Annotated in this window: 12 protein-coding genes and 1 pseudogene; 1 reads left to right on the forward strand and 12 read right to left on the reverse strand. The window is 37.8% G+C overall.

The annotated features are described in order from the left end of the window. Nucleotides 1–148: 148 nt before the first annotated feature. The 9 genes and pseudogenes from M3661_RS24650 to M3661_RS30860 all read right to left on the reverse strand — a co-directional run. Nucleotides 149–1,765: a type I restriction-modification system subunit M gene (locus tag M3661_RS24650; protein ID WP_251489454.1), complete on the reverse strand. Its 1,617-nt coding sequence runs from the start codon at nucleotides 1,763–1,765 to the stop codon at nucleotides 149–151. An 18-nt stretch (nucleotides 1,766–1,783) separates the two neighbouring features. Then, complete coding sequence (locus M3661_RS30855) at nucleotides 1,784–3,001, reverse strand: restriction endonuclease subunit S (protein WP_397376553.1); 1,218 nt, start codon at nucleotides 2,999–3,001, stop codon at nucleotides 1,784–1,786. A 13-nt stretch (nucleotides 3,002–3,014) separates the two neighbouring features. Beyond that, the gene (locus tag M3661_RS24665; protein WP_251489456.1) at nucleotides 3,015–3,920 is read right to left on the reverse strand and encodes an AbiJ-NTD4 domain-containing protein; all 906 of its coding nucleotides are present in this window, start codon (nucleotides 3,918–3,920) and stop codon (nucleotides 3,015–3,017) included. A 41-nt stretch (nucleotides 3,921–3,961) separates the two neighbouring features. Continuing rightward, nucleotides 3,962–7,018, reverse strand: coding sequence for a type I restriction endonuclease subunit R (locus M3661_RS24670; protein ID WP_251489457.1), 3,057 nt, complete (start codon nucleotides 7,016–7,018; stop codon nucleotides 3,962–3,964). Next, a complete protein-coding gene (locus tag M3661_RS24675) occupies nucleotides 7,015–7,656 on the reverse strand; it encodes a restriction endonuclease subunit S (protein ID WP_251489459.1) in 642 nt (213 codons plus the stop codon). The genes M3661_RS24670 and M3661_RS24675 overlap by 4 nt, the downstream gene beginning before the upstream one ends. A 1,064-nt stretch (nucleotides 7,657–8,720) precedes the next feature. After that, complete coding sequence (locus tag M3661_RS24680; protein ID WP_251489461.1) at nucleotides 8,721–9,341, reverse strand: DUF6985 domain-containing protein; 621 nt, start codon at nucleotides 9,339–9,341, stop codon at nucleotides 8,721–8,723. A gap of 162 nt (nucleotides 9,342–9,503) precedes the next feature. After that, nucleotides 9,504–10,178, reverse strand: coding sequence for a hypothetical protein (locus tag M3661_RS24685; protein WP_251489462.1), 675 nt, complete (start codon nucleotides 10,176–10,178; stop codon nucleotides 9,504–9,506). A 147-nt stretch (nucleotides 10,179–10,325) separates the two neighbouring features. Continuing rightward, on the reverse strand, nucleotides 10,326–10,895 hold the full coding sequence (locus M3661_RS24690; protein ID WP_065292871.1) for an SF0329 family protein: 570 nt from the start codon (nucleotides 10,893–10,895) through the stop codon (nucleotides 10,326–10,328). A 275-nt stretch (nucleotides 10,896–11,170) separates the two neighbouring features. Then, nucleotides 11,171–11,290, reverse strand: a pseudogene (locus tag M3661_RS30860) (phosphonoacetaldehyde hydrolase); the annotation flags it as partial. Nucleotides 11,291–11,328: 38 nt separating this feature from the next. On the opposite strand from M3661_RS30860, the gene M3661_RS24695 reads away from it, so the two are divergent. Further along, a complete protein-coding gene (locus M3661_RS24695; protein WP_397376555.1) occupies nucleotides 11,329–11,562 on the forward strand; it encodes a DeoR/GlpR family DNA-binding transcription regulator in 234 nt (77 codons plus the stop codon). Nucleotides 11,563–11,681: 119 nt separating this feature from the next. On the opposite strand, the gene M3661_RS24700 is transcribed toward M3661_RS24695, so the two are convergent. The 3 genes from M3661_RS24700 to M3661_RS24710 are packed head-to-tail and all read right to left on the reverse strand — an operon-like array spanning nucleotide 11,682 to nucleotide 13,288. After that, a complete protein-coding gene (locus tag M3661_RS24700) occupies nucleotides 11,682–12,317 on the reverse strand; it encodes a GAP family protein (RefSeq protein WP_036591706.1) in 636 nt (211 codons plus the stop codon). 17 nt (nucleotides 12,318–12,334) lie between these two features. Then, entirely contained in the window at nucleotides 12,335–13,108 is a 774-nt protein-coding gene (locus tag M3661_RS24705) for a MerR family transcriptional regulator (protein WP_065292873.1), read from the reverse strand. Between the two features lie 30 nt (nucleotides 13,109–13,138). Continuing rightward, a complete protein-coding gene (locus tag M3661_RS24710) occupies nucleotides 13,139–13,288 on the reverse strand; it encodes a hypothetical protein (protein WP_021254963.1) in 150 nt (49 codons plus the stop codon). Nucleotides 13,289–13,463 lie beyond the last annotated feature (175 nt).

A 13,463-nucleotide genomic window follows, 5' to 3' on the forward strand; every position in this document is an offset into this window, starting at 1 on the left:
TGCTCCTGCTCAATTAATTCGTTCAAGTCTTTTAACTTTGAATCACTTTTGATTTCAGTAGAACGAATAAACGGAATAACATCATTATCCAACTTGCGCTGTGAAAAGAGCCAAGGTATAAATTCTCCTTAGCTCTTTTCCAACACTATTATTTACCTAAAAGACTGATAAATTTGCTCAGTTCTTCTTTGGCTTCATCAGTTGTCCCGTTCAACTCACTCAATAACCCAAACAAGTTATCATATGAATTCGCAATTTCTGCTCTAACTTCTACCAACTCTTGAGCCACTTGTGAAAGTGGAATAACTTCTTCTTCTTCAAACGTGTCGACATAACGTGGAATGTTCAAATTGTAATCATTTTCTTTGATTTCATCCAAAGATGCCACATGAGCATATTTCTCAACATCTTCACGGTTACTGTAAGTTTCGATAATTTTGTTAATATTCTCAGCAGAGAGTTTGTTTTGGTTCTTACCCTTTTCAAATTCATTTGAAGCATCAATAAACAAAATATCTTTATTCTTTCGAGCTTCACGACCTTTGAACACCAGCACACATGTTGGGATACTTGTCCCATAGAACAAGTTAGCTGGCAATCCAATAACCGCATCTAACAGATTGTTATCGATGATATTCTTACGGATTTTACCTTCAGATGCACCGCGGAAGAGTACACCATGTGGCAGCACGATAGCCATTGTTCCAGCTTTATCTAAATGGTACAATCCATGAAGAACAAAAGCATAATCTGCCTTAGATGCAGGTGCTACACCATAACCCTTGAAACGTGTGTCTTTTTCTCGGTCAACGTCTTTTATATCCCAATTTTGAGAATATGGGGGGTTAGCTACGACTGCGTCGAACTTCAAAGGAATTTGTGTGCCATCTTTTTCAGCAAATGGCCAGTCAACATCAAGTGTGTCTGCACGATTCAACTCCATATTGCGATAATTAACACCATGCATCATCAAGTTCATGCGAGCTAAGTTATAAGTCGTAGTATTCAACTCTTGGCCGTAAAAATCAACGCTTCCTTCTTCATCACCATTTGGCAATTCTTTTTGAACTGTCAAAAGAAGTGAACCTGATCCCATTGTAGGGTCATATACGCGGAATTGATCTCCAGTACCATCCGCATTAATCGTGACAATTTTTGCCAGAATTTGACTAACTTCATGAGGTGTATAGAATTCCCCACCTTTTTTCCCAGCATTGGCAGCAAACTGTCCAATCAAATACTCGTACACGTCACCCAAAATGTCACGTCCTGAATCATCTTTGAAAGTGAACTCGTTGATCATCAAAACGATATCATTCAAAGCCTTCGCACGTTCATTTGTACTTGAGCCAAGACGTGTATCCCCGAGGTTAACATCTGAGAATACGTTAGCAAAGTCCGCTTCTGCGACTGCGTTACGTTTAGCATTTGTATTGAATGAATCAAACATGTCTTGGAAGTCACTAGCTTTGATTTTGTGATTTTCAATTTTAGATACGATTTTGTCCCAAGTGTAGGATGGATCAATCGCATATCCGATCCCTTTACTGATTTCTTCAAGGTAATCTTCTTTTTCTGTGTCATCTTTCACTTCGTAGAACTCTTCCAACTCATTGACTTTTAAGTATTCATCTTGATTTTCTGATAAGTAGCGATAGAACATAAATGGCAAAATATAGTTCTTATATTCACTCGCATCCATTGTCCCACGCAATTTGTTAGCCATTTCCCATAGCTTTGATGTAATATCTGTTGCATTACTCATTTGTGTAGTCTCCTTTTCTTATACAAACATTTGTTGAATTAGTGATTTCTTCAAATTTTCAAGCGAATTTATCTCACGCTGATGAAGGGTGATAAGGTTATCGAGGTGGGTGAAAAAACCGCTAATTTCCGCTTGTTCATCAAGACTTGGCTCTGAAATAATAACGCTATTTAAAATTTCTTGGCTAACATTAAAACGCGTGCTCCCACCTGCTTTACTTTCAATCTGTTTTCTATGAACGTTGTTTAATGAAAGTTCTATAAAGTAAGCGTCGTAATTATTTTTTCTTTTTCCTCGAATGGAAAAGCCGCTATAAAGTGCATATTCATCTTGCAAATAAGCCTTTGCCCACCCGACTTCTTCAGAAACCTCAGAAGAACGAACAAAAACTAAATCACCATTCTCGACTTTGTTTTTTTCTTCAATCTTTTTATCAACACTAACAGAATTTCTTATTTTTTCGTAGGTAAGTGGCTCCTTAGCTAAGATATCCATAACGCTGATCATTTTCCTTCCCTTACCATAGTTCTCTTTTGGGGCATTTATACCATTAGAGAAAGTCATTAAATCACTCAATTCACGCTGTTTCCAAGCGTCAGTAAATCCTTCAAAGCGAATTTCAGGAACGTTGGCTCCATCTTTCGGAAACATTTTTTGAAGGAGACTCTTTTTTGTATCCTTCAGCAGTTGCAACTCACGCCGATGGAGTTCTAGTTGGTAGTCTAGTTTTTCAAAAAAGCGTGCTATTTCAGTCTGCTCCTCGTAGCTAGGTATAGCTACTTTTATGGAGCTTAGAGCAGGGAACTTCAAATTCCACGTATCAGAAGTAAGCCCTTGTGAGTTTATTTGGAAAGTCGAAATCATTTCATGCCTTTTGAAGTTGTAAGCAAAGAATTTTGGATTACTATTTTCTTTCGGTGTGATGACCGTATATGCTGGACTCAAAATACCATTATACGGAGAAAAACCACTTGCTCCCTGCCACATACGCATGGAGTTATACGCAATATCTCCAACTTTTACAACTTTATAATTCGACTTATCCGAACTAGAATTATCTTTTCTGTCTAGGTCTGATGCTTTTACAACACCTGAATTTATCGTTACAGAAATCAATTCTCCTTCAGCAGAACGTTCAGACCTTTCTGTAAAGCAATCTTTAAGCTTGACCTGCTTCCAAACATCTGTAAATTCTGCGAATCTGATTTGAGGTGATTTTGATATTTTATCACTCATTTCTAATCTCCTTTTATTTTAAATATTGAATTGCTAAAGCAATTAACGACAAGCAGCGGTTAAAAAAGTAATCATAATGGCGATTATCTGTAATATCAATTTTATTTGTCTCGTGATGACGGATTCTAAAACTATTACCAATGTCCGTTAGTGCCCTAAATTCAGCATCAAAAATTGTGATAAATTCTGACTTTCCGTTACTCATATCATTTACCACTTTGTTTGCAGAGCCACGTTTGTCAAGATTAGTATAATAAGTTTTCAGACGCTCAAGGGCATCCCATATTTTCTCAACTGAATCTTGGCGAGCTGCTGGATTTGGTGTTTTGTATAATGCAATTGCATCATTCATCAATTCTCTTGTCCCATATTCAGTAATTTGCTGTACGTGTGTCTCTATTGCAGGTGAAAGCAGGTTGTTTTCTATTATACGCTCAATAAGTTTTCCGTGGGTTAATGTAAACAACAACCCCGACTCTTGAAATATTTCGTTTATTTCATTTCGATAATCATCAAAAGCATTTGTTGTATCCAAACAACGGATATCCCAATAATTTTTGTAACGATCATTATTCCATCCTTCAGAAATATCCCTTATATTTTTAGCAACATATTCTATAAGGTCAATTAATGAATATTGGTCATAATCATCATTATATTGTGGGGCAGCTATATGACCATATTCATCCCTGAGAATATTAGGGATTTTTATTGCCATTCTATTTTCAAATTGACTACGATCAAATTCAATATAATACTGATCCACAAAAGAACAATGCTGTTGAAGTTTGAAGATATGTGTTAGATTCTTATAATATTTTTGACATATATTTAATAGCAAAGTATAGACTTCTTTTGAAATTTTACTCGTACGTGCAATTGGTTTTCTTAATCCATGGCGTTCTGTGTATAAATTCATTTCTGTTCTCCTTTTTTAGGCTATATAATTTTATCACTTGACTACTCACCCTTCTTAATTTCGTCAGCCATTTCATAAAATGCCTTACGGAATTCAATACGATATCGTACCCAAGTTAATTCTGCAATCTTTTCAGCTGCAATTTCTTTATAATCAGCTCTTGCGTCATTCATGATTGCTGTTAATTCACCTTGTTTATCCATATCCTCTTGACCTAATCGATGTTTTTTAATCAAGCTTTCAAGTTCCTTAGGTTTTGTACTGTTATCAAGTCCCCAAGTACGGATGAAGTTCGTTAGAAGTTGGATATTTGTATCCTTTTGTGCTTTGTCCATCGCTTGATTCATTTTTTCAACACTTCGAGGTGCTGGATAATGATCAAATTCAAATTCTTTTGAGAATATCTTAGATACAAAGTTGCGCATCTTAGATTTTTCTCTTTCATTATCTGACTTGGCAATTTCAATATGGATTTCATCACGTGTTATTTCCGCTTTCGACATCTCGTTCGCGTGAACTTCGTCAGCCATTCGAGCAATCAAATCAATCAAGTAATCATAGTTGATGGTAACATCGTGAATATGAACCATAGAGAGATTGACTTGTGAAATATCAATGTTTTCTCGCTTAGCACGTCGTTCCTTCAACTCACCGGCGATTACAGTTGTTAAAATGACTTCCTGTTCTTCAGTAATACCTAATCGTTCATAGAACTCTTCAGGGTTATCATAGGCAGAAATAGGATTTTTGTCATCATCTTCGGTATATTGTTTTAACTGACTAAGTAAGCGATTGTACTCTTTCAAATTCTCAAAGACTTCATCTTGTGCTTTTTCACTTGGTGGTAATTGAACAAAATCATCCGTGAGCGTTGAAAGCTTCTTGATGACTTCTTGCATCTCAGCTTGAACCTTGCTAAATGGTTTAGAAATGATACCAGACTCTTCGTTACCATCCTTCAAATCTTCAAGTGAAAGCTGTTCGTCAGCAGATGCACGATTTGAATAGATAGCAAAAGCCTTATTCATTTCATACTCGTTTTGCTCTGGCCAACGATAATTTACGACATTTCCCCAAGGCTTATCGACAAGGTTATGCATTCGGTTTGTACGTGAGTATGCCTGAATCAGGTTACCACCCTTAAGCGTTCGGTCAATATAGAGCGTATTCATTTCAGGGGCATCAAAACCGGTCAAAAGTTGATCAACAACGATAACCAAATCTAAATACTTACCATCATCAGCTGTCTTGTTCAAACGTCGTGCTAAGTCTTCTGTGTAAGCTTTAACTGTCGTCATATCAAAAGCTGTGCCAAACATTGCGTTATAAACTGTGATAGCTCTATGCAAATTCTCGTTCGTTTTCAATTGATGAATACTATTGGATGTATCTACCGAGAAACTCACTGCAACTTTTAATCGTTGATCTGCTGGACGGTTCGCATTTTCTTCAACGAACTTATCGAAGTATTCCATCGCTCTTGGTGTACTTGCTTTGTTACCTCCAACGTGGACAGTAAATAAGGCATTATACTTACGATCATTTGAACGTTTCTTCCAATTATCGAAGATGTCTTTAACTACCAAGTTGACATGTTCTGGGCTATAATCGTAAACACTACCACGAACGTTATCGTCGATATCATCTTCGGTTGGATCTTCGGGAGCCTCGATCGTTTCCTTGAATTCAACATTAAACCCTAAGACGTTTTTATCCGCAATCGCTTCTTTGATTGTGTAAGCATGTAGAATATCACCAAAGATTTCTCGCGTTTCGGGGAATTTGGGTGTACCAGTATAACCGACCCAAGCAGAATTAGGAATAGCTTTTCGGATCGCCTCAAGCATGCCTTCATTTTCAGTGCCATCACCAGTTGAACGATGGGCCTCATCAACGATAAAAAGAATACTTTCATTAAGTGGCTTGAAGCTATCTCGCGTTACATAACGTGACATCTTTTGAATACTTGTAACGATGATGTTCTTATCGCTCTTCTTCGTTAATTTGCGATGGAGGTCTGAGATATTTGCTGTGTCACTCACCACACCAGTTTTCCCTTCAAATCCCGCAACAGGATCATAGGCTTTATAGGCATCAGCTGTTTGGTTTGTAAGCGCAATACGGTCAACCAAGAAGATAACTTTATCTACATTAGATAGACGACTTGCAAGCCAAGCTGTCTTAAAACTTGTGATTGTCTTACCTGAACCCGTAGTGTGCCAAATGTATCCTAACTTTCCATCATCGTATTTGAAGTCAAATTTTCTAACTTTATCAAGCAGACGCTTCGTAGCATAGACTTGATAAGGACGCATGACTTTGATACTTTCTTTGTTTTTAGTACCATCAAGTACCATGTAGCGTGTTGCTAAATCATGAGCCATTGGAATTGACAATGCTTTATCCGCAAACGTCTTCCATGAACGAACAGGGCGCGCATCATCTTCATTCTGCCAGTTGAATGCGAAAGCTCGATTAAAGCTTTTGAATGGCGTATTTGCCATGTAACGAATATCAAACGGTGTCATCGCAATTAGAATCTGCAAGGTTGAAAAGATACCGCTGTATTGTTTCTCAGCAATATACTGTTCCATCTGGTTCAAGGATTCTGTAGTACTGTGAAGTGCTTTCTTTAATTCGATTTGAATAATCGGTAAACCATTAATAAGCAACGTCACGTCAAATCGACGGTTGGGCTTACCATCAATAACTTTTGGTCGATTAATTTGATTTACAACTTGATAAACAGTGTTTCCACCACCAACTTGGGCTTGGTCAAATACTGTCAAAAACACATGCTTACCATTGTCAAGGTCAACTTCAATTTCAGAAACACCGTTAACACCATACAAAAATTGTCCGGCCTGATATGGAGATTCAATACTAGTGATGATTTTCTTCACCTGGTTAAATTCAGTGACAGACAATCGTTCATCTAAACGGGCGCAATTGTTTTGTTCTAGGATCATTTTAAAGTTATCCCAGAGTTGTTCGGTTGTTTTGATGTCTTTTTTGTATTCCCATTGTTTTACTCCACCAATTTTGGTCAAATAATCGATGACTTCATTTTCAAAAGCTAATTCCGATTGACTTTTCATTTAGTTATTCCCCTCTTTAAGGTTTCTTCAATTATTGAGCTCGTAAACTGCTCAATCAAGCCTGCGTATTTGTTTAACTTACTTTGCAGCTTCAATGTTTCTGCGTAAACAGCGCCTATTTTTTTCTGTTCCTCGAGGGGAACAACAGGAATGTTAATTTCCCCAAGAGCACGAAGTGGAATTCTTAGAATAGGGCCACTCCCCTGTAACTCCTTTTCTTTTTGACGCCTCACATCTTTATAAGCATTAAACAAGAAAAGAAAATATCTCTTATCAAGTTGTTCGCTATCAAACTCTATTTTTGTGAAGTTGAGCGACAACACTTTACCAACATTATTTTTACCGACCATTGTTGCAAGCTGTAACGAGTTACTGATAACAACATCACCTTCATTTAACGATGGGCTATTTTGAAATGAACATTTTTCCTCATTTTCAAAAAATACATCCTCATGATTATAATCAGCTTCAAAAGACGGCTGGTCATAATAATTTATTGTTTGATTTTTAAACTGTTTTTGCGCCCTTGTTGGATTTATACCTGGAACGAATGTTACGAACTCTTTTAATCCTCTTTTCTCCAACCAAATCGCCTCCAAACTATAGGTATGATTTTTTGAAATATCTATATATTTCATATTAAATCACCTCAAACCCACTTTGTCAAACGATATTATGTAATAATTATATATTTCATAATATCGTTTGACAAAAGCCTACAGTAATTATTCTACAAGCCATGTTTTTATTTCACCCTTCCGCAAAAAGATCCTCCTGCCAAATTGCTAAATCCTCTCCGTAAAACTCCACTCCCTTTTAATGTCATTCTGTTTCCACAGTCGGCTTCAATAACAAAAAAACCACGCCCATCACAATCAAATCCAACAGTCTCTAAAAGAGAAAAAACCTTGAAACCACCACATTAGGCGATTTCAAGGGTTCTAATTCTTATATTAACTCTAGCAATTCAGTATGTAGGAGAACATGCCGTGGTAAACTCCACTTTCATGTTGGGGATGCGGCAAAAAGTTATGATTGTTTAAGGCTCCCTTGTCACTTGAAAAAGAAATATAAGGCACTTCCATAACGAGACTCATCTATTGAAGTTAGGACGCAAGATTTCAGCCATAAGTCCCTTATACTTTACCAATTGGTTTTACTCTTCTTCGTAGTGGCTCTTCGCTAATACAATATGGGGGGATTAACAATAATTAGGCTCATAGCGCGATTTGACACGGAGCCATTGAGGACTCACGAAAGCCATGATAGGTAAGGATTCCGCATTGCTACCTAGCTTATCATGCCAGCTTCCCCCTGCAACTTGGACATGTTCCTACGGTAATAATAAAGGGATTTTAGAGCCACCGGATTCCAACCCGTAAACCTCAAAACCCCTAACCTATTAGACTTTTAAGCCCTTACTCTTTTACCCTAGATATCCATGCTACACTCTCAACATGTATGATTTGCCTGTCCCTTTACTTTCTTAAGCGAATCTGTCACTTCTCATTTCGTTCCATCAATATTACCACTTCCACATGTGTTGAGTGTTCAGTGAGAACAAAACATGAATTGTGTCCGAAGGAATAGTGTCTGCTCTCTAATAATGATATGGATCTATTCGTTCATCTTAAAGTTTTCTCAGCTCCATAATCGAGATTGTGCATCTGAACATCGGAAAGTAGAGTCCTGCAAAGGCTTATTACGTATAGTCGTTTTCTTCCCAAATTGTATATTCCCCATAACCTAGAAACTCACGCACTTCAAGAACTTCCTTGCCTTTGATAATAATTTCAATACCATCTTCAAATTCCCATTCCATACCAGCCCAGATGCTTGCTCCAAATAGGGTATCATTTTTATCATAAGGATTTCTGTAGATATAAATATCGCTTACTGAAATAAACCGTAAGATATCCCTACCCTGAGCATCCCACAAACCATCTGGGCGTTTCATATCTGGATAACAATCTGTCAGTATATCATTTTTCCAAACGCACATTTTTTTGCATAATTCGTCGACAGTTTCATCAGGTAGATTATTTAAGTAATTTTCAATATATGACTCCGCTTCGTCTAAACTCATGTCTTCCTCTCTAAAATGGTATTCTATGCGTTCATTAGACAAAGCAAACAAACCGAATCCTGAAGTAGCTTCTTCGTTTGATGCATAAATGTCTTCCTCTTTTCCGACATTCTCTAAATGAAATTTTCTATTAATCGGATATTCCCCCAAAAAATATAGTAGTGATAAATCGGTAACTGATAGAACCCACTTTGCAGTAGATTCGACATTCTCATTTATACCCACTAACAAAGTCACAGATTCCACATATGTGGAGTGCTTAATATTGACGTAATTACAGGGTGAATATAGATCTATTGACCAATCGGCGCAGCCGCGCCGTAGAGAAGCCAGTTCTTGTAATCAACATCGTTATCCCCTCTATCACTTAATGCTTCCATTCAGCTAGCGTAGAAGAATCTATAAAAAACCATTCATTCCACCAAATATCCTACCGAGAACATTGAAATATATGAAAAGAAGAGATAATCCAATCGTTATAAAAAGTGTCAAAAACAATTGTTTGCCTTTTTTTGCGATAGAAAGAAACAAAATGATTATCATGAGTAAATAAATTCCCTGCATCCATGGAATCAAATAATAATGTGTATGTACGGGCAAGTACGCATTACGTAAGTTATACCCTTCTGTAAGCAACACCGCCGCCGGAAGGGATAACACAGTATTGGAGAACAATCCGTTCCCACCTGAGTACCACATAATATATGCACAAATAGGTGAGATCACCGCGCATATGCTCAAAAAAATAATGACTTTTTGCGGAAAAAAATGCAATATGAACACTGTATATACATAATACACGGTAAGTAGCGCCACAAAAAATGTAAATACTTTTACAGCCGCTTGCTTAGGCGAATCGCTAAAGACCGATAAAAGCGTTGCTACAAATACCCACACGCCAAGGCGCGATCCAATGTGGTCAAGTATAGGGTTTGCGCCGGGATCATCCACGAGTTTCGCTACTAAACCCAAAACGGCTCCTAAAATAAAAACATATACGATTGAGAAAGCGATTTTCTTCGTATTTGATTTAATGGGAGCTCTAATCCCAGCTAACTTGTTGGGTATTTCCATGATCTGATATTGCACCTCCCAATTATATTGAACTGCAAAAGCTTTAGAAGCAAGAAAAGACCTGAACGAAAAGTTCAAGTCTTTAAGGTTTATCCACCAAGAAAACCAATTTGAGAAGAGTCAAGAAACTTCCTGACATATTTATTGTCATAACGTATTACGCCGTAGCTCATAAAAATACTGCACAATGGGATGCTTTACCTTCATCTTCTCGCCCATGTTTAAAATTCGCTTTTTCCCAACTCTTCTATCCACCAAAGCCAGAATATTCAATAAGATGTCATTGCTCTCTATGCTTTCCTCTATAGAAGTAGATAAAAAATGATTCGCCACAACGTTAAAATTTGATTTACTCAATGATGCCTGTGCTGACAAAAGCTCCCTAGCATATTCTGTTATTTTTCTATTTCTTGCAATAACTTGTAGACGATCCTCTGGAACTGTCCCCTTGGTATCCTTTCTGACCGCTTCAATTTCTTCATTGCTGATCGGAATTTGGATTTCTGAATCATTCTTAATTTCCATCTCCGTTTGATACCATTTGATTAAGCTAGTTTTATCACTCATATTGAATACATTCTTTTTGTCGACCGAAATATAACAAATACCTGCTTTATCAGGTAAATAACGATAGCTCGTTGCACGGTATTCGACCCTTCCATGTAACGCAGGACAGAGAAAGCTCTCCAGTTGTTGCTTCAATTTGCTCCAGGACATGTAATCCCCCTATTTTCTACTAGAATTCCTACCCCCATATTATCACATCTTTATTCGATTTTTAGACCGTGTATATTGCAAACAATATTTCTTTATTTCAAACACCCCGGTCTCTTTCCATCCGAGATCAGCTTAATGATTGCTTCGATTAATTGCGGAAGCTCACGCATCGTATCAATCGCAAAATCTGCACCATATTGCGATGGATCATGTAAGGATATGGTCTGCCATAAGAATCCGTTTCACTAGTTGTGGCCAGATGATCGGAACTGTTAGAGCTGCTCCACATCCTGTTCTGTAAATGGCCTGCCATATTGATCTTCCCATAATGCCGAAACTCTGGGCATCGACAGCATCGCCCGAATATGATCGATTTTCAGCATCCCCATGGGTGCATATTGACAGCGGCTCCACCACCTGCAGCGGCATTACGATGGAACGAGGGATTTCGGATTACAATTTGGAGGAAGCTACTACACGCAAGAAGATGATCGAACTGTCCAAAGAAGTGTATATCGTGGCAAACAGCACCAAATTCGGAAAAGACGTTAAGATTGCCATTACACCACTAGATAACGTGAACGCCATTATTACCGATGCGAATATCGATCCCAGTTACCCGCCGCAGTTTAGGTCGATACGAACGAAGCTAATCATTGCAGATTAACCAACTGGCATATTTATCATCAGTAGAAAGATGGGGCATGGAAACGGCATGCTTATGTATGGAATCAGGTAATCATGAAAAAGAGGGGCCATCGCCCCTCATACGGTTTATAAAACTCTCTACAGATAATCCAAACTATAAAAAATCATAATCGCCCCCACGATACACATGACCCACGAAACAGCCGATCCCGAATGCTTCGAAAGCTTGATTTGAAGCCTTTCTAATGGTCTTTTCATCACTCGCCCTAATAATAAATGCAATGTAAATAGGATTAATGGCGGGAGAACCATTATAAAATTATAACCTACCATAATTGGGAGCCACTGAAAAACAGTTAAATTTGAGGTATTCATAAGACCAATCGCAGCAAAATACGGAAATGCTGCACCTACCTCAATCAAAGATGTCGTGAAACCGAGTGCAATCATGGATGTCTTGCTTTTTGACTTCGGCCTTGGCAATTCCGACTTTTTACTCTTTGGGTAGTAGAAGCTGGCTATAAACAGAATTCCCCCAATAATCAGCATAGCCCAACTTACAATCCGATTTTGAAAAATGGAAGAGAAACTAGCCAGAAACGCATCCAGACCTAACATGAAAGCAACGCCTACTGAAAAATAAATGACTGCGACCGTCAATAAATAAATCATTAAGCGTGAACCTAATCGCTCTTTTTCAGTCAACAGCAAATATACGGTTACTCCCAATGTTGCAGGGCTAAGCGTGTCTAATAAGGCTAATCCCCCTATCATAGAAAGGAGTTCAAGAGTCACGATTCTCCTCCTTGCTCTATGGAAGAGTTCTGTATGGAAGAAATATGAATGCCATAGGCTCGTTCCATAAAATCAAGAACTTCCTTGTCTATAGGATACAGTCCGAGACTCTCAGATTGCTCTGGGGATTTCCTCAGATCCCATAGTTTATTCACAAACTCGTCTTCTCCTTTGAATTCTTCCAGTTGTTTTTCTATCATACGCCGTATTATGTTTTGCACTCGTGATGAAGCAGGATCATCTTTCGTATATCGTTTTATCTGACCTAGCAATGCAATCCACTCCATAGAATCAGGGTCTTCTCCACTCATTTTTGGGAGCTTTGTCCAAAGCTTCATTTCCTTATCGTTAAACATGTTTTCCTTGATGGTCGGCAATCTTTTTTTATGTTGATTCGATAACTGAATAAGTTTCTGTATCGCAAGCCGTTCATCCCCGTCTTCAACCGCAATCCCGGTTATCAATTCCCGAAGTGACGACTCTATACTCCTTAATCTTTCTTGCTCTTCAAGGATATAGGCTAATTGGTTTTTCAAACTGTTCGTCCAATTCCATTTAGAGTCGTATAACATACTTTTAATCTCTTGCAACTTGTAACCAATTCCTTTTAGAAATTGGATGTATTGAAGCTTCTTCAGTTCCTCTTCTGAATACAGACGATGGCCCCCTTCTGTTTTGGACGGTGCCGCCAATAATCCGATCTGATCATAGTACCGAAGTGTTCTGACCGTGATATTCGTTTTTTTTGCAACTTCTTTAATATGTATCAATTACAGACACCTCCGACAATTCAGATAAGATCAATTTTCTTGATCTTTATATAAACCATGTTTGATTAAATATCCTAATCCTAGACCGACTAATACGCCTGGAAATGCTTGATCAATCATAAGTCCAATTCCTGCTCCTATAATTACACATGCATAAATAATGATGTCTCCTTGTTTCATATCTACTCTCCCCTTTTATAATAAATCTCCTCTTCCCCTTAGCCGACTTAACAACATAAGTGATGAAGAGCTTACCCATTGGCTTGATTATACAAAATGACGCAACGTCACTTTCAAGTGTTTTCATTAGAAAATTCTTTGATTGCACAAGTTAACTTGATGTTGACGCAACGTA

It is taken from the genome of Paenibacillus sp. MER 180, from assembly GCF_023713665.1.
Lineage (GTDB): Bacteria > Bacillota > Bacilli > Paenibacillales > Paenibacillaceae > Paenibacillus_B > Paenibacillus_B suaedae.

Bases quoted from the DNA above. Each gene is read 5' to 3' on its own strand.
- M3661_RS24670 (WP_251489457.1), bottom strand. From the start codon at position 7,018: ATGAAAAGTCAATCGGAATTAGCTTTTGAAAATGAAGTCATCGATTAT.
- M3661_RS30855 (WP_397376553.1), bottom strand. From the start codon at position 3,001: ATGAGTGATAAAATATCAAAATCACCTCAAATCAGATTCGCAGAATTT.
- M3661_RS24700 (WP_036591706.1), bottom strand. From the start codon at position 12,317: ATGATAGGGGGATTAGCCTTATTAGACACGCTTAGCCCTGCAACATTG.
- M3661_RS24650 (WP_251489454.1), bottom strand. From the start codon at position 1,765: ATGAGTAATGCAACAGATATTACATCAAAGCTATGGGAAATGGCTAAC.
- M3661_RS24695 (WP_397376555.1), top strand. From the start codon at position 11,329: ATGGAACGAGGGATTTCGGATTACAATTTGGAGGAAGCTACTACACGC.
- M3661_RS24690 (WP_065292871.1), bottom strand. From the start codon at position 10,895: ATGTCCTGGAGCAAATTGAAGCAACAACTGGAGAGCTTTCTCTGTCCT.
- M3661_RS24685 (WP_251489462.1), bottom strand. From the start codon at position 10,178: ATGGAAATACCCAACAAGTTAGCTGGGATTAGAGCTCCCATTAAATCA.
- M3661_RS24710 (WP_021254963.1), bottom strand. From the start codon at position 13,288: ATGAAACAAGGAGACATCATTATTTATGCATGTGTAATTATAGGAGCA.
- M3661_RS24665 (WP_251489456.1), bottom strand. From the start codon at position 3,920: ATGAATTTATACACAGAACGCCATGGATTAAGAAAACCAATTGCACGT.
- M3661_RS24675 (WP_251489459.1), bottom strand. From the start codon at position 7,656: ATGAAATATATAGATATTTCAAAAAATCATACCTATAGTTTGGAGGCG.